The following is a 22,525-nucleotide window of genomic DNA, read 5'->3' as shown; positions in this document are numbered from 1 at the left end:
CAAGGCGGGGAGTGATGACCGGGCGGCTGGCGACCATCCCAGGAACCAGGGCGGGTAAGAGGCCTGCGCACCCCGGTAGTCGCGCTCGGAAGCCCTCGTTATTTCTGAAGGACCGTGGACGCCTCCGTCTCCTTCCAGGCCCGAAGGCCGCTCGTCACAGTGACGCCCCACGGGCTCTATTGTGAGCCTGGAGGTTTCCACATCGACCCCTGGCGTCCGGTGGAACGGGCGCTCATCACCCATGCGCATGGGGACCACGCGCGCTCGGGCCACCAGCGATACCTGGGCACCCGAGCGGGCGAGGCCCTGCTGCGACGTCGAGTGGGCGCCGACTCACACATCGACACCCTGGAGTATGGCGAGTCGCTGAAGCTCGGCGACGTCACCGTGAGCTTCCACCCCGCGGGCCACGTGTTGGGGAGCGCGCAGGTTCGCCTTGAGCACCAGGGCGAGGTGTGGGTCGTCTCTGGCGACTACAAGCGGGCGGCGGACCCGACGTGCGCGCCCTTCGAGGTGGTGCGCTGCCACACCTTCATCACCGAGGCGACGTTCGGCCTGCCCATCTTCCGCTGGGACGATGCGCGCGAAGTGGCGGAGGACATGCTGCGGTGGTGGGACGCGAATCGCGCGGTGGGACGCTCGGCGGTGCTGTTCTGCTACGCCCTGGGCAAGGCCCAGCGAATCCTCGCGGAGCTGGCGCGACTGACGGACCGCTCCGCCTTCATCCACGGCGCGCTGCACGGGTTGGTGGAGGCCTACCGGGACGCGGGCGTGAAGATGCTGCCCACGCAGCTCGTATCGGAGGTGGAGAAGGGCACGTCCTTCGCGGGCGCGCTGGTGCTGGCGCCTCCGAGCGCGGGCGGCTCCACCTGGATGCGGCGGTTCGGCGAGGCGGAGACAGGCTTCGCTTCGGGCTGGATGCGCGTGCGCGGCAACAGGCGGCGACGAGGCTTCGACCGGGGCTTCGTGCTGTCGGACCATGCGGACTGGCCCGCGCTGCTGCGCACGGTGGCGGACACAGGCGCGGAGCGGGTGCTGACGACACACGGCTCCGCCGAGCCCCTGGCGCGCTACCTCCGCGAGCAAGGCGTGGACGCATCCCCACTGGCGACCCCGTTCGAGGGCGAGGCGGAGGACTGACCCATGCGACGACTCGCGGACCTGTACGAACGCCTGGACCAGACCACCTCCACGAACGCGAAGGTGGAGGCCCTCACGCGCTACTTCCAGGAAGCGCCCCCCGAAGACGCCGCGTGGGCGCTGTACTTCCTCACGGGACAGAAGCTGAAGCGACTGCTCACCACGAAGCTGCTGGTGGGATGGACCCAGGAGCTGACGGGCATTCCCGACTGGCTGTTCGCGGAGGTGTACGCGTCCGTCGGGGACCTGGCGGAAGTCATCGCCCTGCTGCTGGACAACCTGGAGCGACCGAGCGCACCGGAAGAACTCCCGCTGTCGCTGTGGCTCACCCAGCGACTCGTGCCCTTGCGTGAGCTGGAGGTATCAGCGCAGCGCGAGCAGGTGGTGTCCTGGTGGCTGTCGATGCCCCGGCGCGAAGTCTTCCTGTTGAACAAGATGCTCACCGGGGAGCTGCGCGTGGGCGTCTCATCCACCCTGGTGGTTCGCGCACTCGCGAAGGTGGCGGGGCTTCCCGCGCCGGACGTCGCGCACCGGTTGATGGGGACCTGGACGCCCTCGAAGGAGTTCTTCCAGCAGCTCGTCTCGCCGGACGTCTCGGATGGGCACCATTCGCGCCCGTATCCGTTCTATCTGGCGTCTCCCCTGGAGCAACCGCCGGAGTCCCTGGGCGACCTCTCCGAGTGGCTGGTCGAATGGAAGTGGGATGGCATTCGAGGCCAGCTCATCCATCGGCGGGGCGACGTCTATCTCTGGAGTCGGGGAGAGGAGCTCATCACCGACCGCTTCCCCGAAATCACCGACGCGGCGAAGGCCCTCCCCGAAGGCACGGTGCTGGACGGCGAGGTGTTGGCGTACGAGGACGGCAAGCCCCTGCCCTTCGCGCGGCTCCAGCGTCGAATCGGTCGGCAGAAGCTGACGCCCCGGGTGCTCGCGGAGGCTCCCGCCGCGTTCATCGCCTACGATTTGCTGGAACAGGACGGACAGGACCTGCGGGCGCTGCCGCTGCGCGAGCGTCGCGAGCGACTGGCCGCGCTGCTCAAGCACCATCCCGCCTTCCCGCTGTCCCCCGCCGTGGAGGCGTCCTCGTGGGAGGCCCTGGCGCACACTCGAAGCGAGGCACGTGAGCGGAACGTCGAGGGCTTCATGCTCAAGCGTTCGAGCTCCGCGTACCTCACGGGGCGCAAGCGTGGCGATTGGTGGAAGTGGAAGATCGACCCGTTCACCGTGGACGCGGTGCTGCTCTACGCGCATCCGGGACACGGCCGACGATCTTCGCTGTACACCGATTACACCTTCGCCGTGTGGAACGGCACGGACCTGCTGCCGGTGACGAAGGCGTATTCGGGCCTCACGGACGAAGAGATTGGCCGACTGGACCGGTGGATTCGCGCGCACACGCGCGAGAAGTTTGGACCGGTGCGCTCGGTGGAGCCCGAGCAGGTCTTCGAGCTGCACTTCGAGGGCATCCAGAAGTCACCCCGCCACAAGTCGGGCGTCGCGCTGCGCTTCCCTCGCATCGCCCGCTGGCGCACGGACAAGAAACCAGGGGACGCCGACTCGCTGGACTCGCTCAAGGAGCTGCTCCATGCCGGCGCGTAGGTCGCCCTCGCTCCGAGCCCAACTCCAGGCCAGGAGAAAGGCACGCCATGGCGACACGGCATCGACTCCCGCGCCCCCGCGGAGGAAGAAACCTCGCCCAGGAGCGCGCTCACCTCCGGCCGTGAGAAGCCCTCCCATGGAGCGACTTCGCGGCTGGTTCACGTCGAAGGGTTGGACGCCCTACGCCTTCCAGGAGGAAGCCTGGGCCGCGTATGCGCGCGGGGACAGTGGGCTCATCCATGTCCCCACGGGCGCGGGAAAGACGTACGCCGCCTATCTCGCGCCGCTGGCGGAGGTGGCCGAGCACGGAGAAAAGGGGCTCCAGATTCTCTACGTGACGCCGCTTCGCGCGGTGTCACGCGACGTGGAGCAGGCCCTTCGCGAGCCGCTGAGCGTGCTGGATGCGGACCTCGAAGTGGAGAGCCGCACCGGAGACACCTCCTCCTCGGTGCGACAGCGACAACGGCAGCGCCTTCCCGAAGTGCTCATCACCACACCGGAGTCGCTCTCGGTGATGTTGTCGAACGAGCGCGCACCGGAGCTGTTCTCCTCGCTGCGCGCCGTCATCGTGGACGAGTGGCACGAGCTGCTTGGCTCCAAGCGAGGCACGCAGACGGAGCTCGCCCTGGCGCGATTGCGAGGCTTCGCGCCACGCATGCGCACCTGGGCGCTGTCCGCCACGCTGGCCAACCTGGAGCAAGCCGCCCGACACGCGGTCGGCACCCGCGTCCGCCCCACCCTCGTCAGCGCGGACCTGGAGCGCCCGGTGGACGTGGAGACATTGCTGCCGGACGAGGTGGACACCTTTCCATGGGCGGGACATCTGGGCTTCACCATGCTGGCCCGCGTCGCCGCGCGATTGGACCCGGCGCAATCCACGCTCATCTTCACCAACACGCGCTCCCAGGCGGAGCGTTGGTTCGAGGGCCTGCGCTTCGCGCGTCCCGAGTGGGAACACCTGCTCGCGCTGCACCATGGGTCCATCGACCGTGACGAGCGGGAGCGCGTGGAGCGCGGACTCAAGGACGGCTCCCTGCGCATCGTCGTGTGCACCTCGTCGCTGGACCTGGGCGTGGACTTCGGCCCCGTCGAGCGGGTGGTGCAGGTGGGCAGCCCCAAGGGCATCGGTCGAACGCTCCAGCGCGCGGGACGTGGAGACCACCGCCCCGAGGCCACATGCAACATCCTCTTCGTTCCCACGCACGCACTCGAACTGGTGGAGATGGCCGCCGCCCGGGAGGCCCTCGCACGCAAGGAAGTCGAGCCGCGCGAGCCTCCCACCAAGCCCTTGGACGTGCTGGCCCAGCATCTGGTGACATGCGCGCTCGGAGGCGGCTTCACCCGAGAAGCCCTGCGCCATGAGGTGCGCGGCGCCGCGGCCTACGCGGACCTCACCGATGAGGAGTTCGACTGGACGCTCACGCTGGTCCGTGAAGGCGGCCCCACGCTGACCGCCTACCCGGAGTTCCGCCGAGTCGAGGAGCACGAGGGACGCTTCGTCGTGAAGGACGCCCGCGTCGCCCGGCTGCACCGCCTCAACATCGGCACCATCAGCTCCGACGCCGTGGTGGAGCTGCGCTACTGGAGCGGGGGACGGTTGGGCAGCGTGGAGGAGTCCTATGTCAGCCGGCTGCGCCCGGGAGACACCTTCCAGTTCGCCGGCAAGAAGCTGGAGCTCGGCCGACTCCAGGGTCTCACCGCGTATGTGCGGCCCGCGAAATCGAAGGTGACGCGAACCCCGCGCTGGGGCGGCAGTCGCCTTCCACTGTCCACCTCACTGGCCGCCGCCGTCCGCCGCACCCTCGACTCCGCGCGCCACGGCGACGTCACCTCCGACGAGCTCGCCGCCGCGTGGCCCATCCTGGAGGCCCAGGAGCGACTGTCGCGCATCCCCGCTGCGGGCTCGCTGCTGGCGGAGATGTGTCAGACGCGCGACGGGCACCACCTCTTCCTCTATCCCTTCGAGGGACGACGGGTGCACGAAGGACTCGCGGCCCTGCTCGCACTGCGGCTGACGCGACTCCAGAAGGCCACCTTCAGTGTATCCGTGAATGACTACGGCCTGGAGCTGCTCAGCCCCGCACCCTTTCCCTTCGAAGAAGCCCTGCACCCCCGCCTCTTCACGCGCGAGCGCCTGGTGGAAGATGTCCTCGAGAGCGTCAACGTGGGCGAGCTGACGAAGCGTCAGTTCCGGGACATCGCCCGCGTTGCGGGCCTGGTGCTGCCCGGGCTCCCCGGAGCGCGCAAATCCACGCGGCAGGTACAGACGAGCGCCGCCCTCCTCCATGATGTCTTCGCCCGCTATGACCCGGGGCACCTGCTGCTCACCCAGGCCCGCCGCGAGGTGCTGGAGCAGCAGTTCGAGCAGGGCCGCCTGGAGCGCGCGCTGGAACGCCTGGAGTCGAGCCCCCTGGAGCTGCTCCATGTCCGGAGGCCCACGCCCCTGGCCTTTCCGCTCGTCGTCGAGCGCATCAGCGCGAGCCTCTCCAGCGAGTCCCTGCTGGAGCGGGTGGAGCGAATGAAGGAGCGATGGACGCGAGACGATGCCAGGTCCGCGTAGGCGGCACCCCGCTGGAGCTTCTTCCAGAACGAGCCCTGCACTGGCCCGAAGCCCGCACGCTCGCGGTGGCCGACCTGCACTGGGGCAAGACGGAGAGCTTCCAACAACACGGCATCCCCCTTCCCCTGGGGGTGCTCGAGGACGACCTGGCCCGCCTGTCCTCGGCGCTCACCACCACGGGCGCCCGTCGGCTGCTCGTCCTGGGAGACCTCGTCCACTCCAGGGAAGGCCTCACCCCCGCGCTCATCCGAAGGCTCGCGGACTGGCGCGCCTCCCACGCCGACGTGGAGCTGGTGCTGGTCCGGGGCAACCATGACCTCCGCGCGGGACCCCTGCCAGCGGAGTGGCACCTGGACGTCCACGAGTCCCACCTGGATGAGGGCCCCTTCCGCTTCGCCCACCACCCCACCCCCTCAGCGGGCCGGTACGTGTGGGCCGGTCATCTCCACCCCACCGTGAGGCTGGCGGCTGGCGCGGACCGCCTCCGTCTCCCATGCTTCCATCTGGGGCGAGAGGTGGGCGTGCTCCCCGCCTTCAGCGCGTTCACCGGCGGGCTCGACCTGAAGCGCCGGCCCGGGGAGCGTGTCTTCGCCCTCGCCGGCCCCTCCGTGGTCGAGGTGTAGGATGAGCGACTCCAAGCGCCGCAGGATTCTGGGCATCATCGCCACGGACACCACCTTCGAGCGCACCGAGCACCGGGGCCGAGAGGCCTGGCTGGGCAAGTGCCTGCACTGCAACGCGCATCTCGTGGTGGGGCTGGATGGCGAGCCCATCAGCCGGGCCACCATCGAGCACATCCTCCCTCGGACGGCCGGAGGGACGGACGCGCCGGAGAACCTGGGCCTGGCCTGCGCCCGCTGCAACCAGGGCAAGGGCCGCCGGCATGACCCGAACTACCACCGGGACGCGCGCGCCCGGGAGCTGGTGGAGAAGCTGCTCACCCGCCGAAAACAGCGCTGGCGGGAGCCCGACGGCGCGGACTCCGAGTAAGCCTGTCGCAAGTCTCGGTCGACGACATGTCTCTGTCCGAAGCTGAACCCGCGCGCAGGTCTGCCCATACGTCGCGTGAGCATCACGCCGAGCCATCCGAGGGCGCGCGATGATCCACCGTGGAGGGGCAAAGGCTCAACGTCGCTTCCTCCCGCCAGAAGAGAGATTCATCACCTCCGGACCGCGATTTCCCGCCTCCGCGCGAGGAAGTGGTATCCCACGGCCACAACATCAGAATGGTTGACACTGCGGTGTCGATGGTCGATGGTCCCGCGCCGCGTTGGGTTGGGCCTGGAGGAGGGACCTGCCCGCGGCAACATCCATAGAGGTTTCGTTGGACGTGACTGCTTCGCCTTCCGCGTGCCAGGAGCCGCCCCCCCGCCCCGACGGGGCCGGGATCGCCCCGCCGCTTCTCGCGTTCGGCCACATCCGCGCCTCTTCCTCTTCTTCTGTCACCGCAGTTGTAGAAGCCCCCTTGCCCATGGTCCTGGTATGAGCGGCCCTCTGTTTCCACGCTGGACGAACACGGTGTCTCGGCTGTCCGCCGCGGCGCTTCTTGCCGTGCCCGCCATCGGTATCGGCGGCCTCATGGCTTACGTACGGTCTCCGTACGTCACCAACCAGCAGATGCCCATCGAGCAGCCCATCGAATTCGACCACCGGCACCACGCGGGGGACGAGAAGATCGACTGCCAGTATTGCCACTGGAGTGTGGACAAGGCGCCCTCCGCGGGCATCCCGTCCACCACCGTGTGCATGTCCTGCCACGCCCAGGTGTGGAACAAGAGCCCGTACCTCACCGAGGTGCGCAAGGCCTTCTTCGCCGACTCACCCATCCAGTGGGTCCGCGTCCACAACCTGCCGGACTTCGTCTACTTCAACCACGCCATCCACGTGAACAAGGGCGTGGGATGCGCCAGCTGTCACGGCCGCATCGACCAGATGGGCGCGGTGGAGCAGTTCGCTCCGCTCACCATGGCCTGGTGTCTGGAGTGTCACCGCAATCCCGAGCCGCACCTGCGGCCCTCGGAGTTCATCACGTCGATGACGTGGACTCCGCCGTCGGACAAGGCCGAGGCCATCGCGCTCGGCGAGAAGCTGAAGGATGAGTACGACGTCCACTCGCGCACGAGCTGCTCCACATGCCACCGATGAACACGAAGCGCGACGGCGCGCCGTCGCAGGAATCCTCTTCCTTCGCGCTCCCGGTCGTGTCGGACCGGCCCGCCGCGGCGCCTGACGCCGTCGGTGAGGCACTGGAGCACGCCGCAGCGAACGCCGACTCCGCCGAGCACGGCTACGGCCAGTCGTACTGGCGCAGCCTCGAGGAGAAGCTGGGCACCTCCGAGTACATGGAGGAGTCCCGCCCGGAGTTCCCCGTGGGCGCGGACCTGCCCCCCACGGGCTTCATCCGCCGCGAGTTCATGCAGCTGCTCGGCGCGTCGCTGGCCCTGGCCGGCGCCACGGCCTGCAGCACCCGTCCCGCGGACGAGAAGCTGCTGCCGTACACGAAGACGCCGCCGGAAGTGACTCCCGGCAACCCCCTGCACTACGCGTCCGCGATGACGCTGTCCGGTCACACCTCCGGCCTGCTCATCACCGCCCGCGAGGGTCGCCCGGTGAAGGTCGAGGGCAACCCGGACCACCCGGTCAACCAGGGCGCCGCCTGCACCTTCGAGCAGGCGTGGCTGCTGTCGCTCTATGACCCGAGCCGCGCGCGTGTGCTGCGCCAGGGCAAGACGCCCCGCGCCCAGCGCGTGCTCAACGAGACCATCGCGTCCCTGGTCGGCAAGTCCGCCTCGGAGAACGGTGGCTCGCGCGTTCGCTTCCTCACGGAGGCGGTGGGTTCGCCGCTGACCAGCGACCTGCGCAACCACATCATCAAGAAGCTGCCCAACGCGCGCTTCCACAGCGCCTCGTCCAACCAGGACACGCAGGCGGAGACGCTGCGCACCCTGTTCGGCGGGCAGCACGTGGCCGCGCTGTACGACTTCTCCCAGGCAGACATCGTCCTGTCGCTGGACGCGGACTTCCTGGAGAGCTGCCCGGGCAACCTGCGCAACATCCGCGAGTTCGCGGACCGTCGCGACCCGCGCAAGGGCAAGCTCAACCGCCTCTACATGGCGGAGGCCCGCTTCTCCATCACCGGCGGCATGGCGGACCACCGCCTGCGCCTGAAGTCGCAGGAAGTCCTCGGCCTCGCCGCCGCGGTGGCCCAGGCCATCGGTGGCAGCGCCGCTTCCCTGGCGGGCGCCGCGGCCGCGAAGTCGCCGCTGCGCGGTGAGCTGGGCAACTGGGTGCAGGCGGTCGCCTCCGACCTGCGCGCCGCCGGTCCCGGCCGGTCGCTGGTCATCGCGGGTGAGCGTCAGCCCGCCGCGGTCCACGCGCTGGCCCACGCCATCAACAACGCGCTCGGCAACGGCGACAAGACGGTCCGCTACATCCAGGCCCCCATCGCGGAAGCGACGGGCATGTCCGAGGTCCGCACCCTGGTGCAGGACATCGAGGCCGGCCGCGTCGACACGCTGGTCATCACCGCCTACAACCCCGTCTTCACGCTGCCGGACGACGTGGGCCTGGGCAAGGTGCTCAGCAAGGACCACCCCGCTCGCGCCAGGCTCAACGTCCTCTACACGGCGCTCTACGAGGACGAGACCAGCGCGCACGTCGACTGGTTCATCCCCGCGGCGCACCCGCTGGAGACGTGGGGCGACGGCCGCTCGGTGGAGGGCACCGTCTCCATCGCCCAGCCGCTCATCCAGCCGCTCTTCAACGGCATGCCGGAGTCGGAGCTGCTCGCCATGTTCCTGGACGAGCCCTTCCGCCCCGCCTACCAGCTCCTGCGCGACTACTGGCGCGGGCAGACGGCGAACGCGGCGGACTTCGAGGCCCGCTGGGAGTCCTGGGTCGCCCAGGGCTTCATCGAGAACACCGCGTCCAACCCCGTCGCGGGCTCGCCGGACTTCGGCGCCGCCGCCTCGCTGGTCGCGGGCTACACGCCCCCGGCCTCGGGTGACCTCGAGCTGAACTTCGTCAACGACTACAAGGTCTACGACGGCCGCTTCGCCAACAACTCCTGGCTGCAGGAGCTGCCCGAGCCCATCACCAAGATGGTCTGGGACAACGCCGCCCTGCTGGGTCCGGACACGGCGAAGGCGCTCAACCTCGCCCCCGGCGACATGGCGGAGCTGACCTACAACGGCCAGAAGCTGACGGTGCCGGTGTGGGTGGTTCCGGGCCACGCCGACAACACGGTGACCATCGCCCTGGGCTACGGCCGCAACGGGCTGCATGAGCAGGTCGCCAAGGGCGTGGGCTTCAACGTCAACCCGATTCGCACCAGCAAGAACCCCTGGTTCGACGGCGGCGCCACGCTCACCAAGGTGCGCGGCAGCTACAAGTTCAGCCTGACGCAGACGCACTGGCGCATGGAGAACCGCCCCATCGCGCTGGACATGCCCATCTCCGAGCTGGAGCACCCGTCCACGGAGACGCAGCACACCCTGCACCGCGTGAAGGGCGAGCTGAAGCCGGGCATCCAGGACAACCTCGTCGATTTCGACTACTCCAAGGGCTACAAGTGGGGCATGGCCATCGACCTGTCCCGCTGCACGGGCTGCAGCGCGTGCGTGGTGGCCTGCCAGGCGGAGAACAACATCCCCGTCGTGGGCAAGGAGCAGGTGGGCCGCAGCCGTGAGATGAACTGGCTGCGCATCGACCGGTACTTCGAGGGTCCCGAGAACGACCCGAAGATGGTCATGCAGCCCGTGATGTGCGTGCACTGCGAGAAGGCCCCCTGCGAGTACGTGTGCCCGGTGAACGCCACCGTGCACTCGGACGAGGGCCTGAACGACATGGTGTACAACCGCTGCGTCGGCACGCGGTACTGCTCCAACAACTGCCCGTACAAGGTCCGCCGCTTCAACTACCTGCACTACACCGCGGGCAAGACGGCCACCGAGAAGATGCTGATGAACCCGGACGTCACGGTGCGCAACCGCGGCGTCATGGAGAAGTGCACGTACTGCGTGCAGCGCATCGAGCGCGCCCGCATCGACGCGCGCGTCAACAAGCACCTCATCAAGGAAGCGGACCTCAAGACGGCGTGCCAGCAGACGTGCGCCGCCCAGGCCATCGTCTTCGGCTCGCTGAATGACGAGAACCAGCTCGTCACCCAGCTCACCGAGGACGTCCGGGCCTACAAGCTCCTGCACGAGCTGGGCACCCGTCCGCGCACCTCGCACCTCATCCGCGTGCGCAACCCGAATACCGCCCTCGAGCCGGCCAAGGCCGCGACGAAGGAAGGGAGCCACTAATCATGGCCGAGACCGCCGCCACCCCGCTCGATCCGCTTGAGCCCCGGGACCTCATCCCGCCGCACCACGACGACAAGTCCCTCAACGAGACGCTGCTGGACCATGTCTGGCGCAAGCCGGGCAAGGGCTGGTTCATGCTCTTCGGCCTGACGCTCAGCGCGTTGGGTCTGCTCGTCGTCGGCGTCACCTACACGCTCGCCCGAGGCATCGGCGTGTGGGGCAACAACCAGCCGGTCGGCTGGGCGTTCGACATCATCAACTTCGTCTGGTGGGTCGGTATCGGCCACGCCGGTACGCTCATCTCCGCCATCCTCCTGCTCTTCCAGCAGAAGTGGCGCACGAGCATCAACCGCTTCGCGGAAGCCATGACGCTGTTCGCCGTCATGTGCGCCGGTCTGTTCCCGCTGCTGCACACCGGCCGTCCCTGGTTCGCCTTCTGGCTGTTCCCCTACCCCAGCACCCTGGGCGCGTGGCCGCAGTTCCGCTCCCCGCTGGTGTGGGACGTGTTCGCCATCTCCACGTACCTCACGGTGTCCGCGCTGTTCTGGTTCGTGGGCCTCATCCCGGACCTGGCCGCGCTGCGTGACTCGTCCAAGACGAAGCTCCAGCGCACCATCTACGGCCTGTTCGCGCTCGGCTGGCGCGGCTCCGGTCGGCACTGGCACAACTACAAGATCGCCTACCTGCTCCTGGCCGGCCTCTCCACGCCGCTCGTCGTCTCGGTGCACACCATCGTTTCGTTCGACTTCGCGGTGTCCCTGCTGCCCGGCTGGCACGCGACCATCTTCCCGCCCTACTTCGTGGCCGGCGCCGTGTTCAGCGGCTTCGCGATGGTGATTACGCTCATCGTCCCGGCGCGAAAGTACCTGGGTCTGCGGGACGTGATTACGGACCGCCACCTGGAGAACATGAACAAGGTCATCCTCGCGACGGGCCTCATCGTGTCCTACGGGTACATGATGGAGCACTTCATCGCCTGGTACTCGCAGAACCAGTTCGAGTTCTGGACCTTCTACGTGAACCGCGCCACGGGCCCCTACGCCGGCGTGTACTGGCTGATGATTGCCTGCAACGTCATCACCCCGAACATCTTCTGGTTCAAGAAGTGCCGCACCAGCGTGCCCATCATGTGGGTGGCCTCCATCGCGGTGAACATCGGCATGTGGTGCGAGCGCTTCATCATCATCGTGACGTCGCTGAGCCAGGACTTCCTGCCATCCTCGTGGGGCATCTACACCCCGACCTGGGTGGACTGGTGCATCTACATCGGCACGCTGGGCCTGTTCGGCACCCTGTTCCTCCTGTTCCTGAAGTTCGTGCCCGCGGTGGCCATCAGCGAAGTGAAGGAGCTGCAGTTGGAGCTCAAGCACGCCGCCCACCAGAAATCCCACGGAGCGCACTAGAGTCATGGAAGCCACTGTCCTCGATTCCTGGGTGCTGGCCGAGTTCGAGACGCCAGATGTCCTCGTGGATGCCACCCGTCAGATGCGGGAGAAGGGCTTCCAGGGGATGGACACCTACTCTCCGTACCCGCTGCACGGCGGCTCGGAGGCCCTGGGCCTGCCCCCCTCGAAGGTCCCCTTCATCGCGCTGTGCGGTGGGCTCACGGGCCTGACCACGGCGCTCGCCATGCAGACCTGGATGAACACGTACGACTACCCGCTGAACATCGGTGGTCGTCCGCTCCTGTCCCTGCCGGCGTGGGTGCCGATTACGTTCGAGCTGAGCGTGCTGTTCGCCGCGTTCGGCATCTTCTTCGGCCTCTTGGGGCTGAGCCGGCTGCCGCAGCCGTACCACCCCGTCTTCGAGTCCGACGCCTTCCGCACCGCGTCCACGCACGGCTTCTGGCTGAGCGTGCCGCATGCGACGGGCCAGGACGCCGCGGCCGTCATTGACCAGCTCAAGGCCCTGGGTGCCACCCAGGTGACCGTCGTCACGGGAGAGAAGGAATGAGGTGGCTCATCCCCGCCGCCGGACTCGTCGCCCTGTCGGGCTGCGACGTCCCCTCGGAGTTCCTCCAGCGCATGGAGCACCAGGCCAAGTACGAGTACTACGAGGCCTCTGATTTCTGGGCGGACGGCCGTGCCATGCGCACGCCCCCGGCCGGAACGGTGCCCCGCGAGCGCTTCGACAAGCTCCCGGAGCTCAAGGACCCCGTCGCCCGGCAGACGGCCCTCAGCGGCCGCGCCAACGGCCAACCCGTGGCCACCATCCCCGTGACGGTGGACCAGGGCCTGCTGAGCTTGGGTCAGAAGAAGTACAACATCGTCTGCTCGCAGTGCCATGGCGTGCTCGGCGACGGCAACAGCGTGGTGGCGGAGAACATGGCCCTGCGCCTGCCGCCGTCCCTGCTGGAGCTGGAGAGCAAGGCAGCGGGCCACTTCTACACGGCCATCAACGAGGGCTACGGCGTGATGCCGTCCTTCTCTGGTGAGCTCGACGTGCGCGAGCGCTGGGCCGTGGTCGCCTACGTGCGAGCCCTTCAGGAAGCCCGCAACACCCGTACGGGCGGGCAGCAGCCCGTTCCGCAGGAGAACCGATGACCCCCGCAGCCGAAGCCTCAGCCCCCCTGGAGCGCTACACCGGCACGCCGAAGTTGATGGTGCCGGCGTTCGGCCTGGGCGCCCTGGGCCTCTTGGCCACCCTGGCCGGCTTCTTCGCCTCGAGCGATGCCTATGCCAAGGGTGCGGCCGCCCACAGCTACCTGCTCGCCTTCGTCTACTGGGTGGGCATCAGCGTGGCCTTCCTCATCATGGTGGCCATCTTCCACACGGCGAAGGCCAAGTGGCTCATCGTCCTGCGGCGCACCATGGAGACGGGCGCGTCCGCGGTCCCCGTCTTCATCCTGCTCATCATCCCCGTGATTCTCATGGCGGGCTACCTGTACCCCTGGTGGCCGGGCTCGCCGCTGCGCGCCGCCATCACCGGCCTGGAGTCCGAGCACCTGTCGCACAAGGAGCACGGCTACCTGAACTGGAAGTTCACGCTCGTGCGCCATGTCATCTACTTCGTGGTGTGGGCCTTCGCGGCGTGGAAGCTGCGCGGGCTGAGCCTGAAGCAGGACGCGGAAGGCGGGCTGGACCTCACGGTGCGCATGCGCCGCTTCTCCCCCGGAATCCTCCCCTTCCTGGCGCTGACCATCACCTTCGCGTCGTTTGACTGGCTGATGAGCCTCACGCCGCTGTGGCAGTCCACCATCTTCGGCGTCTACTACTTCGCGGGCAGCTTCCTCGCCGCCTTCTGCATCCTGACCATCGCCACCACCAACGCCCGGGGCAAGGACCTCTACGGCAACGTGGTGACGCCCGCCCACTTCCACAACCTGGGCAAGCTGATGCTGGCCTTCACGGCATTCTGGGCCTACATCGCCTTCTCCCAGTTCATGCTGGTGTGGATCGCCAACATCCCGGAAGAGGCGCCCTGGTACGGCCTGCGCATCTTCGGCGCGTGGAAGCCGATGTCCATCGCCCTGTTCTTCGGCCACTTCGTGCTGCCGTTCTTCGTGCTGCTGTCACGGAATCTGAAGCTGCAGCCCCGCAAGCTGTCGGTGGTGGCCGTCTACCTGCTGGCCATTCACGCGGTGGACCTGTACTGGCTCATCTGGCCGGCGCTGACGGGGACCAACGGCCCCACCTTCCACTGGACGCTCATCACCGCGTTCCTGGGTGTGGGTGGCATCGCGGTGGGCTTCGCGCTGATGAACGCGCGCAACAACTACACGATGCCGGTGAAGGACCCCTACATCGCGGAGTCCCTGAGGTACGTGCAGCCATGAAGAAGACCCAGGTTGAGCTCGAGTCGCGTGTCATCGTCGGCGCCCACGGTGTGGCCGCCGAGGAAGACCACATCGTGATGAGCAAGGTGGTGGGCATTGGCGCCGGCTCGCTCGTCATCTTCGCGGTGGGAATCGTCTGGGCGTACGCCATCCAGGTCCGCACCATGAAGGAGGCCCAGCCGGACGGTCCTCCTCCGCGTCCGGCGGCCATGGGGCAGTACGAGGTGGGTATCGTCAACCAGCGCCTGTTCGAGCAGGACTGGCACGCCGAGGAGAAGATTGGCGGCCAGCAGCAGGCCCTGCAGGCCGGCTGGGGCGACCAGCCGGGCGTCAAGGCGCACCCCAACCTGGACGAGGCGATGAAGTCCGTCATCGCCAAGAGCCGCAACCCGCCCCCGGCGCCTCCCGCGCCCGCCCCGCCGCCGGCTCCGGAGCCCACTCCGGCGCCGCGGCAGTAGCTTCCCTCACCTGCCTCGCGTAAGAGCCGTCCGCGATGATGTCCATCCTCTCCTACATCTCCCCGTGTGCCCCGCGCCGGGGGATGCTCGCCGTCGTGGCGCTGCTCGTCGCCACGGCGCTCCCGGCCTCCGCGATGCCGGGTGGGGGCAAGACGCCCCGCGCCATCGTTGAAGCACAGCAGGACGCGCCCCCGCAGCTCAAGGGTGTGGACGTGGAGGAGCACCTGGGTGAACCGGTGCCCCTGACGACCCGCTTCATCGACGTGAACGGCCAGGACGTGACGCTGGGCTCGGTGTTGCCCAAGACACTCCCCACCCTGTTGACGCTCGTCTATTACAACTGCCCCATGCTCTGTAACCTGGTGCTCAACGCCCAGGTGAAGTCCATGCGGGAGCTGGGGCTGGAGCTGGGCCGCGACTACGAAGCGGTCACCATCAGCGTCGACCCCGAAGACACCCCGGCGATGAGCAACGAGCGCCGGCGCAAGCACCTTCAGTCCATGGGGAAGCCGGAGAGCGCGCCCTGGCACTTCCTCACGGGCACCGACGAGCAGATCCACCGCATCGCCGACGCGGTGGGCTTCAAGTACACGTATGACGCGAGCACGAAGCAGTACGCCCACCCCGCGGTGGTGATGGTGCTCACGCCGGAGGGGAGCATCTCCCGGTATCTGTACGGGACGGACTTCCCCGCCAAGGACATGAAGCTGGCGTTGCTGGAGGCGGCCGGTGGCCGCGTCGGAACCAGCTTCGACCGCGTGGTGATGTCCTGCTTCAAGTATGACACCGCGACCCGGCGGTATGGCTTCTACATCTTCGGGTTCATCCGCCTGGGCGGCATGGCTGTCTTCCTCGCCCTGGCGACGATGCTGATCTATTTCTGGAGGCGCGAGCTGAAGAAAGGCGCGGCGGCATGAGCGAGCTTCTCAACAACCTTCTGTTCCTCCCGGAGAGCGCGTCCACGTTCGCGGAACGGGTCGACCTGCTGCACCACTTCGTCGTGGGAACGACGATGGTGATGTCGGCTGGCGTTGGCCTCGCGGCGCTGTTCATGTTCTTCCGGTACCGCCGGCGGATTCCCGACCAGGCAACCGAGTACGTCGTCCCCACGCTGAAGACGGAGTTCCTCTTCGTCTCCGTGCCGCTGGTGTTCTTCCTGGCCTGGTTCGGTATTGGCTTCAGGGACTTCACCTGGGTCACCACGCCGCCCAAGGACGCGATGGACGTCTACGTCATGGGCAAGCAGTGGATGTGGAAGTTCGCCTACCCGGAGGGCCCCAACGGCGTGAACGTCCTTCACGTCCCGGCCAACCGTCCGGTGCGACTGCTCATCACTTCCCGGGACGTGCTGCACTCGTTCTACGTGCCGGCCTTCCGCATCAAGATGGATGCGCTGCCGGGTCGCTACACGCAGATCTGGTTCGAGGCGACCAAGCCCGGCACGTACCAGGTGCTCTGCACCGAGTACTGCGGCCTGTCGCACTCGAAGATGCTCGCGGAGGTCGTGGTCCTCCCCCAGGAGGAGTACGACGTCTGGATCAAGGACCAGCGCCGCGGCCGGTTGCAGGACCGCCAGGACGCGCTCGCGGACACCTCGCTGGTGCCGCCGGTGGCGCGCATGGTGGACCAGGGCCAGGTGCTGGCCGGGACGCAGGGTTGCCTGAAGTGCCACTCGGTGGATGGCTCGGCGCACATCGGCCCCACCTTCGTTGGCATGTATGACCGCGTGGAGAAGCTGGATGACGGACAGACCATCCGCGTGGACGAGGCCTACATCACCCAGTCGATGATGGACCCTGGAGCCCACCTGGTGTCGGGCTACCAGAATGTGATGCCGACGTATCAGGGCAAGCTGCAGGGCCCCGAGACGGCCGCCATCGTCGAGTACATCAAGTCGCTTCGCACTCCGAACGTCCGCGAGGGCGCCTCCGAGGGACCCGCCTATGACCCCATCCAGTAGCCTCGATACGGCGGGGGCCGCCCCGCACGACGAGCACCACGACGACCACCCGAGCTATCTGGTGGATGGCACCACCATCAAGAGCTGGCTCTTGACGGTGGACCACAAGCGCATCGGCGTGATGTTCCTGTTCTTCATCCTGCTGTTCTTCCTCGTGGGCGGCATCTTCGCGATGCTCCTCCGGGTGGAGCTGCTGACGCCGGGTCCGACCATCATGGACGCGATGACGTACAACCGTACGTTCACGCTCCATGGCCTGGTGATGATCTTCCTGTTCATGATTCCGGCGATTCCGGCCGTCTTCGGCAACTTCATGTTGCCGCTGATGCTGGGCGCCAAGGACGTGGCCTTCCCCCGGCTGAACCTCGCCTCGTTCTACATCTACCTGACGGGCGCCGTGTTCATGCTCTGGGGCATGCTCAACGGCGGCCTGGACACGGGCTGGACGTTCTACACCCCGTACAGCACGCACACGACGACGACGGTGGCGCCGGTGATGTTCGGCGCGTTCATCATCGGCTTCAGCTCCATCGCCACGGGCATCAACTTCATCGTCACCTGCCACACGATGCGCGCGCCCGGCATCACCTGGTTCAAGATGCCCCTGTTCGTCTGGGCCATCTACGCCACCAGCTGCATCCAGGTGCTCGCGACGCCGGTCATCGGTCTGTTGACGGTGCTGGTCGCGGTGGAGAACCTGTTCAGCTTCGGCATGTTCGACCCGGCGCGCGGCGGCGACCCGGTGCTCTTCCAGCACCTGTTCTGGTTCTACAGCCACCCGGCCGTGTACATCATGGTGCTGCCCGCCTTCGGCGTGATGAGCGAGATTGTCAGCACGTACAGCCGCAAGAACATCTTCGGCTACCGCGCGGTGGCGTACTCCAGCCTCGGCATCGCCTTCGTCGGCTTCTTCGCCTGGGGCCACCACATGTTCGTGTCCGGTCAGTCGACCTTCGACGCGGGCGTGTTCGGCGTGCTCACCATGCTGGTGGGTGTGTTCACCGCCATCAAGGTCTTCAACTGGGTGGGCACCGTCTATAAGGGCGCCGTCGACTTCAAGACGCCGTTCGCCTACTTCTGCGGCTTCCTGTTCTTCACCGTGTTCGGTGGCATGACGGGCATCGCGCTGGGCACGGTGTCGCTGGACGTCCCGTGGCACGACACCTACTTCGTCGTCGCCCACTTCCACTTCATCATGGTGGGAGCGACCATCATGGCCTTCCTGGCCTCCCTCCACTACTGGTTCCCGAAGATGTTCGGGAAGACGTACCACGAGGGATGGGGCCTGGTGTCCGCGGCGCTCATCATCCTGGGCTTCAACGCGACGTTCATCCCCCAGTTCCTGGTGGGCAACAACGGCATGCCGCGCCGGTACTATGACTACCCGGAGCGCTTCCAGGCCCTGAACGTGGCCTCCACCGCGGGCGCGTCGCTGCTCGCCTTCGGCTTCATCATCATCGCGTGCTACCTGACGTACGCGCTGGTGTTCGGCGAGGCCTCTGGCAAGAACCCGTGGCGCAGCAAGGGCTACGAGTGGGTGAGCGAGTCGCCTCCGCCGACGCACAACTTCGTGGGCCCGCAGGTGACCTTCCCCGAGGAGCCCCACTTCTACGTCGACCCGAAGAAGGCCGAGGTTCCCGATGCAGTCTAGCGCCCACACCGCCGACGGCACGGCCAACGTGCCGCGCCTGGCGGAACACTTCGCGTCGCTCGAGGTGCAGAACCATGCCGCCCGTCTGGGCATGTGGCTGTTCCTGGCGACGGAAATCCTGCTCTTCGCCGGCCTGTTCGTCTGCTACGGCTGCTACCGCTTCCTCTTCCCGGAAGCGTGGGCGGCGGGCAGCCGCAGCCTGGACCTGACGATGGGCACGGTGAACACCATCGTCCTCATCACCTCCTCGCTGACCGCGGCGCTCGCGGTGCACTACGCGAAGGAGGGGAAGAACAAGATGGTGGGCGTGATGTTCGCGCTGACCCTCGTGATGGCGGTGGGCTTCCTCGTCATCAAGTACTTCGAGTACGCGCACAAGTTCCACATCGGGACGCTGCCGGGCCGGTACTACTTCTACGAGGGGATGCAGATGCCCGGCATCACCCTCTACTTCACGGTCTACTTCTGCTCGACGGCGCTGCACGCGCTGCACGTCATCATCGGCATGACGGTGCTGGCGGTGGCGATGGTCCGGGCGTTCAAGAAGAAGGACTTCGGCCCCAACAACTACACGATGGTCGAGCTGGGCAGCATGTACTGGCACCTCGTCGACCTGGTGTGGATCTTCCTGTTCCCCATGCTGTACCTGGTCTGAGGGCGACACCACCATGGCCATCGCCAACGAATCCCATCAGGAAGAGAAGAACATGCACGCGCACCACGGAGCGGGCCGCTACTGGCTCATCTGGGGTGTCCTGCTGGTGTTGACCGTCGTCACCGTCGTCACCGGCCGCATGCACCTGCCGTCTTTCGGCCTGCTGCTCGCGCTCGTCATCGCCACGGTGAAGGGCACGCTCGTCACGCTGTACTTCATGCACCTGGCCGAGCACCGGGGCGCCAACCGCATCGTCTTTGGCGTCTCCATCGTCTTCGTGGTGCTGATGCTCATCATCCCGCTCGCGGACTTCGGCACCCGCTTCCGTGGCGCCAACCCGCCCGGCTCGCAGTACAGCGACCTGCAGCCCCCCGATATCGGCACGGGCGCGCAGCGCGGCCGGTTCGGCGGTGGGCTGAGGCCGCACCAGACGAAGGACACCCCCGAGACTCCGGAACCCGGGCACCACTGACATCCCGGGGCCTTTCATAAGGCCCCTGCTTCAACCGCGCGGCGCCGAGGGAGACTTCCCCGGCGCCGCGTTGCTTTTGTCCGGTTACAGCGCCACTTCCAGGTTGAAGGCCAGCGCGGTGTCCGTGGACACCTTGCCTTCGGGCGGCTTGCTGTCGTGCTTCACCAGGAAGCTGACGCCCAGGGACAGCGACTCGGTCAGGCCCACGGAGAGCTGCGTCTGGCTGTTGGCCAGCACGCGGGAGTCACCGATGACGCTCAGCAGCACCTCGGCGTCCTCCTTCAGGAGGACTTCCTTGGTGATGCCGTAGCGGAAGGCCACGCCGAAGCGCGGGCCGCCCAGGTCCACGTCCGGCAGGTCCATCCGCGACGGGTAGTACTGGAAGCGCGTCTCGCGCGCGTAGCGGAAGGCGAGGTCCGTGCGCAGGTAGGACTCACGCTCGTCCTTCGACTTCTCGTCCCACCAGAGGACGCCAAGACCGCCTTCGCCGGAGGTCCGCGACTCGACGCTGCCCACGTGGTCCGTCAGCGCGCCCGCCAGCAGGTAGCCGCTGAGCATCTTCGTGAAGCGCCGGTCCCCGCGCAGCTCCACGCCCGCGTTGAGGGCCACCAGCTGCGACTCCGCCTCCTCCCCCGACACCTCCGGCGGACGGCTGCGGCCGTAGTTGCCGAAGGCCTTCACGCCATAAATCCAGTGCTCGGTGGTGCGCGACGCGCTGGCCAGACCGCTGAACGTCAGGGTGGAGGCGTTGCCCGTCAGGGAGATGAGGCCCAGGCCCACGACGATGTCCCACTCCTCCTTCTTCTTCGCGGCGGCCGCGGCCGCGGCGGCTGCGTCAGCATCAGCCGGCTTCGCGGGCGTGGCGCCGGCGGCGATGCCAGCGGCGCGCTCGGCGGCCTCGGCGGCGCGGGCACTGGCCTCGGCGGCGCGCTCGGCGGCGGCGGCCGCGCGCTCGGCGGCGGCGGCGATGCGCTCCTCCGGCGTGGCGGCGACCGGAGCGGCCTGCGGGGCGGGCTCCTGGGCGGGAGCAGTCGGCGCGGGCGTCTGGGCCTGCAGGGACGTGGCAATCAAGAGGGCTGCGGAAAGCATCGGTTCTCCAAGGTCTTCGCGGTGCCGGCGGACAGAGTCCCGGAGAGCACCATGCGTCCTTTGCCGCCCCCGGGGCCGGCGCGGCTCCCTTCCTGCTTCAAACACGCAGCGTGCGGCAATGGTTGATTGTCGTGGTTGTGCTTAATTCCAGGGGGGGCCCGCTACACCCAGGAGATTCGCATTTCATGAGCACCGCCCGAGTCGCGCTGCTGTGCACGCTGCTTCTGCCCGCATTGGCCGCCGCCCAGCGCGTCACCGTCCCCGTGGACGTGGGCGTGGGGCCCGCCGCGTACATGTTCTTCGGGCCCGTCTTCGACGACCAGCCCATCCACACCGGCGTGAAGCTCTCCGTGGAGGCGGTGCTGGACAAGGACTGGCTGAAGAAGAACCAGCGCGCCATTCCCACGCGCTATCGCAAGTACGCGAAGAGCGTGGACGAGGTCCGCATCTCCCCGTCCATCTTCATCCCCGACTCGTTCATCATCTCCCCCAAGCTGAAGAACACCGGCATGTATGGCGTCACCTGGAAGCCCCTGGGACTGGGCCTGCCATTGAGCTCGGGGCCGGTGCGGTTCTCCGTGGGAGGCGGCCTCCTGCTGACGTATGCCTATCTGTACTCGGACACGCTGGCGAATACGCACTTCCTGCGGCCGGGCGCCGAGCTGGGCGTGGACCTGGAGCTGCAATTCTCCAAGAACTTCCTCGTCAGCCTGGGCTGGGAGTCCGCGCTCTACGTTCCCCAGTCGCTGGGGAGCCTGGGCCTGCCGGACCGGGTGCGCGATGGCATCTTCCATGTGGGCCAGGCGTACCTCCAGCTCCACGTCCGATTCCCATACACCACGCACCTGTAAGCCTTCCGGGTGGATGCGCCGGACGCCTGGGTGGCGCTACGTTGGCGTGACATGCACCTGGCCCTCGCCACCGATGCGCAGAAAGCCGAACGGGACCGCGTCACCCACGCCGCCTGGGGCTCGCCGCTCTCCGTGGAGCAGTTCCACCAGCGAGAGCTGCGACTGCGCGCCCACCCCTGGTGTCGGGAGGGGATGCGCACCTGGCTGTGGCTCGACGACGCGGGCCAGGTGTTGGCCTCGTGCGAGACGTTCCACACGGACAGCTACCTGCGAGGCCCCGACGGCGTGGCCACGCGCGGCGTCAGCCAGGCCATCGCCAGCGTCTTCACCGAGTCCGCGCTGCGGGGCCACGGGTATGCGACGCGGTTGATGGACGAGGTCGCCGCCCGACTGGAGCACGAGTCTCCCAACCACCACGCCGCCCTCCTCTTCTCCGACGTGGGCCCGGCGCTCTACCGCCGCTCCGGCTATCACGAGGCACCCGCGTGGGACTGGCAGCTGTCCGCTGTCGGCGGCCTGTCCACGCACGCGGTGGACGCGCTCCTATGTGACGGCGACGTGCCCGGAGTCGTGGCGAGGACGCAGCGTCCGGACGTGCCCTTCCTCCTCTGGCCGAGCGCCGCGCAGATGGACTGGCATCTGGAGCGGGAGCGCATCTACTCGGAGCTCCTGCACCGGCCCCGCCCGGAGGCGTGCGGCGCGACGGTGGGCAACTCCTCCGCGCTGTGGGCGATGATGGCCCGGTATGGCGAGCTGGTGGTGCTGCTGCTCGACGCGGAGTCGGTGGAGGACGCCGTCGCCCTGCTGGAAGCCGCGCGAGGCGTGGCCCACCGGGCGGGACTGGCTCGCGTGGTCATCTGGGAGGAGCCCGCCACCCTGCCCTGGGTGGCGCGGGTGCCCGGCGCCCTCCGCGTGGCGCGAGATGGCTCGCTCCCCATGATGCGGCCCCTGCGTCCTGACCTGCCACCCGCCGAGCGTGTGGCGTTCTCCCGCGCGCTCTGGGTGTGAC

20 protein-coding genes are annotated in these 22,525 nt (G+C 67.8%); 19 read left to right on the top strand and 1 reads right to left on the bottom strand.

Going from position 1 to position 22,525, the window contains the following annotated elements; all coding sequences use genetic code 11:
• Positions 1–114: 114 nt before the first annotated feature.
• From HUA75_RS00650 to HUA75_RS00570, 17 genes are all read left to right on the top strand, one after another.
• Positions 115–1,140 carry a ligase-associated DNA damage response exonuclease gene (locus HUA75_RS00650; RefSeq protein WP_174485274.1) on the top strand — a complete coding sequence of 342 codons (1,026 nt, stop codon included), beginning with the start codon at positions 115–117 and terminating at the stop codon, positions 1,138–1,140.
• Positions 1,141–1,143: 3 nt separating this feature from the next.
• Positions 1,144–2,739: an ATP-dependent DNA ligase gene (locus HUA75_RS00645; protein WP_174485273.1), complete on the top strand. Its 1,596-nt coding sequence runs from the start codon at positions 1,144–1,146 to the stop codon at positions 2,737–2,739.
• The gene (locus tag HUA75_RS00640; RefSeq protein WP_174485272.1) at positions 2,726–5,299 is read left to right on the top strand and encodes a ligase-associated DNA damage response DEXH box helicase; all 2,574 of its coding nucleotides are present in this window, start codon (positions 2,726–2,728) and stop codon (positions 5,297–5,299) included. The genes HUA75_RS00645 and HUA75_RS00640 overlap by 14 nt, the downstream gene beginning before the upstream one ends.
• Positions 5,269–5,922, top strand: coding sequence for a ligase-associated DNA damage response endonuclease PdeM (gene pdeM / locus HUA75_RS00635; protein ID WP_174485271.1), 654 nt, complete (start codon positions 5,269–5,271; stop codon positions 5,920–5,922). The genes HUA75_RS00640 and pdeM overlap by 31 nt, the downstream gene beginning before the upstream one ends.
• Before the next feature lies 1 nt (position 5,923).
• Positions 5,924–6,289, top strand: coding sequence for an HNH endonuclease (locus HUA75_RS00630; RefSeq protein WP_141646855.1), 366 nt, complete (start codon positions 5,924–5,926; stop codon positions 6,287–6,289).
• Positions 6,290–6,781: 492 nt separating this feature from the next.
• On the top strand, positions 6,782–7,444 hold the full coding sequence (locus HUA75_RS00625) for a cytochrome c3 family protein (protein ID WP_141646856.1): 663 nt from the start codon (positions 6,782–6,784) through the stop codon (positions 7,442–7,444).
• A complete protein-coding gene (locus tag HUA75_RS00620) occupies positions 7,441–10,605 on the top strand; it encodes a TAT-variant-translocated molybdopterin oxidoreductase (RefSeq protein ID WP_141646874.1) in 3,165 nt (1,054 codons plus the stop codon). The genes HUA75_RS00625 and HUA75_RS00620 overlap by 4 nt, the downstream gene beginning before the upstream one ends.
• 2 nt (positions 10,606–10,607) lie before the next feature.
• Positions 10,608–12,008, top strand: a complete 1,401-nt coding sequence (gene nrfD, locus HUA75_RS00615; RefSeq protein WP_141646857.1) for an NrfD/PsrC family molybdoenzyme membrane anchor subunit — start codon at positions 10,608–10,610, stop codon at positions 12,006–12,008.
• Between the two features lie 4 nt (positions 12,009–12,012).
• On the top strand, positions 12,013–12,558 hold the full coding sequence (locus HUA75_RS00610; RefSeq protein ID WP_141646858.1) for a DUF3341 domain-containing protein: 546 nt from the start codon (positions 12,013–12,015) through the stop codon (positions 12,556–12,558).
• Positions 12,555–13,148, top strand: coding sequence for a cytochrome c (locus tag HUA75_RS00605; RefSeq protein WP_141646859.1), 594 nt, complete (start codon positions 12,555–12,557; stop codon positions 13,146–13,148). Before HUA75_RS00610 ends, HUA75_RS00605 begins: the two co-directional genes overlap by 4 nt.
• The gene (locus tag HUA75_RS00600) at positions 13,145–14,380 is read left to right on the top strand and encodes a hypothetical protein (protein WP_141646860.1); all 1,236 of its coding nucleotides are present in this window, start codon (positions 13,145–13,147) and stop codon (positions 14,378–14,380) included. The genes HUA75_RS00605 and HUA75_RS00600 overlap by 4 nt, the downstream gene beginning before the upstream one ends.
• Positions 14,377–14,838: a hypothetical protein gene (locus HUA75_RS00595; RefSeq protein ID WP_174477570.1), complete on the top strand. Its 462-nt coding sequence runs from the start codon at positions 14,377–14,379 to the stop codon at positions 14,836–14,838. Before HUA75_RS00600 ends, HUA75_RS00595 begins: the two co-directional genes overlap by 4 nt.
• 35 nt (positions 14,839–14,873) lie before the next feature.
• Positions 14,874–15,755, top strand: a complete 882-nt coding sequence (locus HUA75_RS00590; RefSeq protein ID WP_141646862.1) for an SCO family protein — start codon at positions 14,874–14,876, stop codon at positions 15,753–15,755.
• Positions 15,752–16,798 carry a cytochrome c oxidase subunit II gene (coxB, locus tag HUA75_RS00585; RefSeq protein ID WP_141646863.1) on the top strand — a complete coding sequence of 349 codons (1,047 nt, stop codon included), beginning with the start codon at positions 15,752–15,754 and terminating at the stop codon, positions 16,796–16,798. Before HUA75_RS00590 ends, coxB begins: the two co-directional genes overlap by 4 nt.
• Positions 16,782–18,449, top strand: a complete 1,668-nt coding sequence (locus tag HUA75_RS00580; RefSeq protein WP_141646864.1) for a cbb3-type cytochrome c oxidase subunit I — start codon at positions 16,782–16,784, stop codon at positions 18,447–18,449. Before coxB ends, HUA75_RS00580 begins: the two co-directional genes overlap by 17 nt.
• Entirely contained in the window at positions 18,439–19,104 is a 666-nt protein-coding gene (locus HUA75_RS00575; protein WP_141646865.1) for a cytochrome c oxidase subunit 3 family protein, read from the top strand. The genes HUA75_RS00580 and HUA75_RS00575 overlap by 11 nt, the downstream gene beginning before the upstream one ends.
• A gap of 13 nt (positions 19,105–19,117) precedes the next feature.
• Positions 19,118–19,576, top strand: a complete 459-nt coding sequence (locus HUA75_RS00570) for a cytochrome C oxidase subunit IV family protein (protein WP_141646866.1) — start codon at positions 19,118–19,120, stop codon at positions 19,574–19,576.
• A gap of 84 nt (positions 19,577–19,660) precedes the next feature.
• On the opposite strand, the gene HUA75_RS00565 is transcribed toward HUA75_RS00570, so the two are convergent.
• Entirely contained in the window at positions 19,661–20,665 is a 1,005-nt protein-coding gene (locus HUA75_RS00565) for a DUF481 domain-containing protein (protein ID WP_174485270.1), read from the bottom strand.
• A gap of 185 nt (positions 20,666–20,850) precedes the next feature.
• On the opposite strand from HUA75_RS00565, the gene HUA75_RS00560 reads away from it, so the two are divergent.
• Both HUA75_RS00560 and HUA75_RS00555 read left to right on the top strand, forming a co-directional pair.
• Positions 20,851–21,516 carry a hypothetical protein gene (locus tag HUA75_RS00560; RefSeq protein ID WP_174485269.1) on the top strand — a complete coding sequence of 222 codons (666 nt, stop codon included), beginning with the start codon at positions 20,851–20,853 and terminating at the stop codon, positions 21,514–21,516.
• A gap of 51 nt (positions 21,517–21,567) precedes the next feature.
• Positions 21,568–22,524, top strand: a complete 957-nt coding sequence (locus HUA75_RS00555; RefSeq protein WP_174485268.1) for a GNAT family N-acetyltransferase — start codon at positions 21,568–21,570, stop codon at positions 22,522–22,524.
• The last annotated feature ends 1 nt before the right edge of the window (position 22,525 follow it).

It is taken from the genome of Myxococcus sp. CA040A (assembly GCF_013336725.1).
Classification (GTDB): domain Bacteria; phylum Myxococcota; class Myxococcia; order Myxococcales; family Myxococcaceae; genus Myxococcus; species Myxococcus llanfairpwllgwyngyllgogerychwyrndrobwllllantysiliogogogochensis.
This window is presented reverse-complemented; position numbering and strand designations above follow the sequence as displayed.

Bases quoted from the DNA above. Each gene is read 5' to 3' on its own strand.
- HUA75_RS00640 (WP_174485272.1), top strand. From the start codon at position 2,726: ATGCCGGCGCGTAGGTCGCCCTCGCTCCGAGCCCAACTCCAGGCCAGG.
- HUA75_RS00575 (WP_141646865.1), top strand. From the start codon at position 18,439: ATGCAGTCTAGCGCCCACACCGCCGACGGCACGGCCAACGTGCCGCGC.
- coxB (WP_141646863.1), top strand. From the start codon at position 15,752: ATGAGCGAGCTTCTCAACAACCTTCTGTTCCTCCCGGAGAGCGCGTCC.
- pdeM (WP_174485271.1), top strand. From the start codon at position 5,269: ATGGACGCGAGACGATGCCAGGTCCGCGTAGGCGGCACCCCGCTGGAG.
- HUA75_RS00595 (WP_174477570.1), top strand. From the start codon at position 14,377: ATGAAGAAGACCCAGGTTGAGCTCGAGTCGCGTGTCATCGTCGGCGCC.
- HUA75_RS00630 (WP_141646855.1), top strand. From the start codon at position 5,924: ATGAGCGACTCCAAGCGCCGCAGGATTCTGGGCATCATCGCCACGGAC.
- HUA75_RS00580 (WP_141646864.1), top strand. From the start codon at position 16,782: ATGACCCCATCCAGTAGCCTCGATACGGCGGGGGCCGCCCCGCACGAC.
- HUA75_RS00555 (WP_174485268.1), top strand. From the start codon at position 21,568: ATGCACCTGGCCCTCGCCACCGATGCGCAGAAAGCCGAACGGGACCGC.
- HUA75_RS00600 (WP_141646860.1), top strand. From the start codon at position 13,145: ATGACCCCCGCAGCCGAAGCCTCAGCCCCCCTGGAGCGCTACACCGGC.
- HUA75_RS00590 (WP_141646862.1), top strand. From the start codon at position 14,874: ATGATGTCCATCCTCTCCTACATCTCCCCGTGTGCCCCGCGCCGGGGG.
- nrfD (WP_141646857.1), top strand. From the start codon at position 10,608: ATGGCCGAGACCGCCGCCACCCCGCTCGATCCGCTTGAGCCCCGGGAC.
- HUA75_RS00620 (WP_141646874.1), top strand. From the start codon at position 7,441: ATGAACACGAAGCGCGACGGCGCGCCGTCGCAGGAATCCTCTTCCTTC.
- HUA75_RS00570 (WP_141646866.1), top strand. From the start codon at position 19,118: ATGGCCATCGCCAACGAATCCCATCAGGAAGAGAAGAACATGCACGCG.
- HUA75_RS00605 (WP_141646859.1), top strand. From the start codon at position 12,555: ATGAGGTGGCTCATCCCCGCCGCCGGACTCGTCGCCCTGTCGGGCTGC.
- HUA75_RS00610 (WP_141646858.1), top strand. From the start codon at position 12,013: ATGGAAGCCACTGTCCTCGATTCCTGGGTGCTGGCCGAGTTCGAGACG.
- HUA75_RS00645 (WP_174485273.1), top strand. From the start codon at position 1,144: ATGCGACGACTCGCGGACCTGTACGAACGCCTGGACCAGACCACCTCC.
- HUA75_RS00560 (WP_174485269.1), top strand. From the start codon at position 20,851: ATGAGCACCGCCCGAGTCGCGCTGCTGTGCACGCTGCTTCTGCCCGCA.
- HUA75_RS00565 (WP_174485270.1), bottom strand. From the start codon at position 20,665: ATGCTTTCCGCAGCCCTCTTGATTGCCACGTCCCTGCAGGCCCAGACG.
- HUA75_RS00625 (WP_141646856.1), top strand. From the start codon at position 6,782: ATGAGCGGCCCTCTGTTTCCACGCTGGACGAACACGGTGTCTCGGCTG.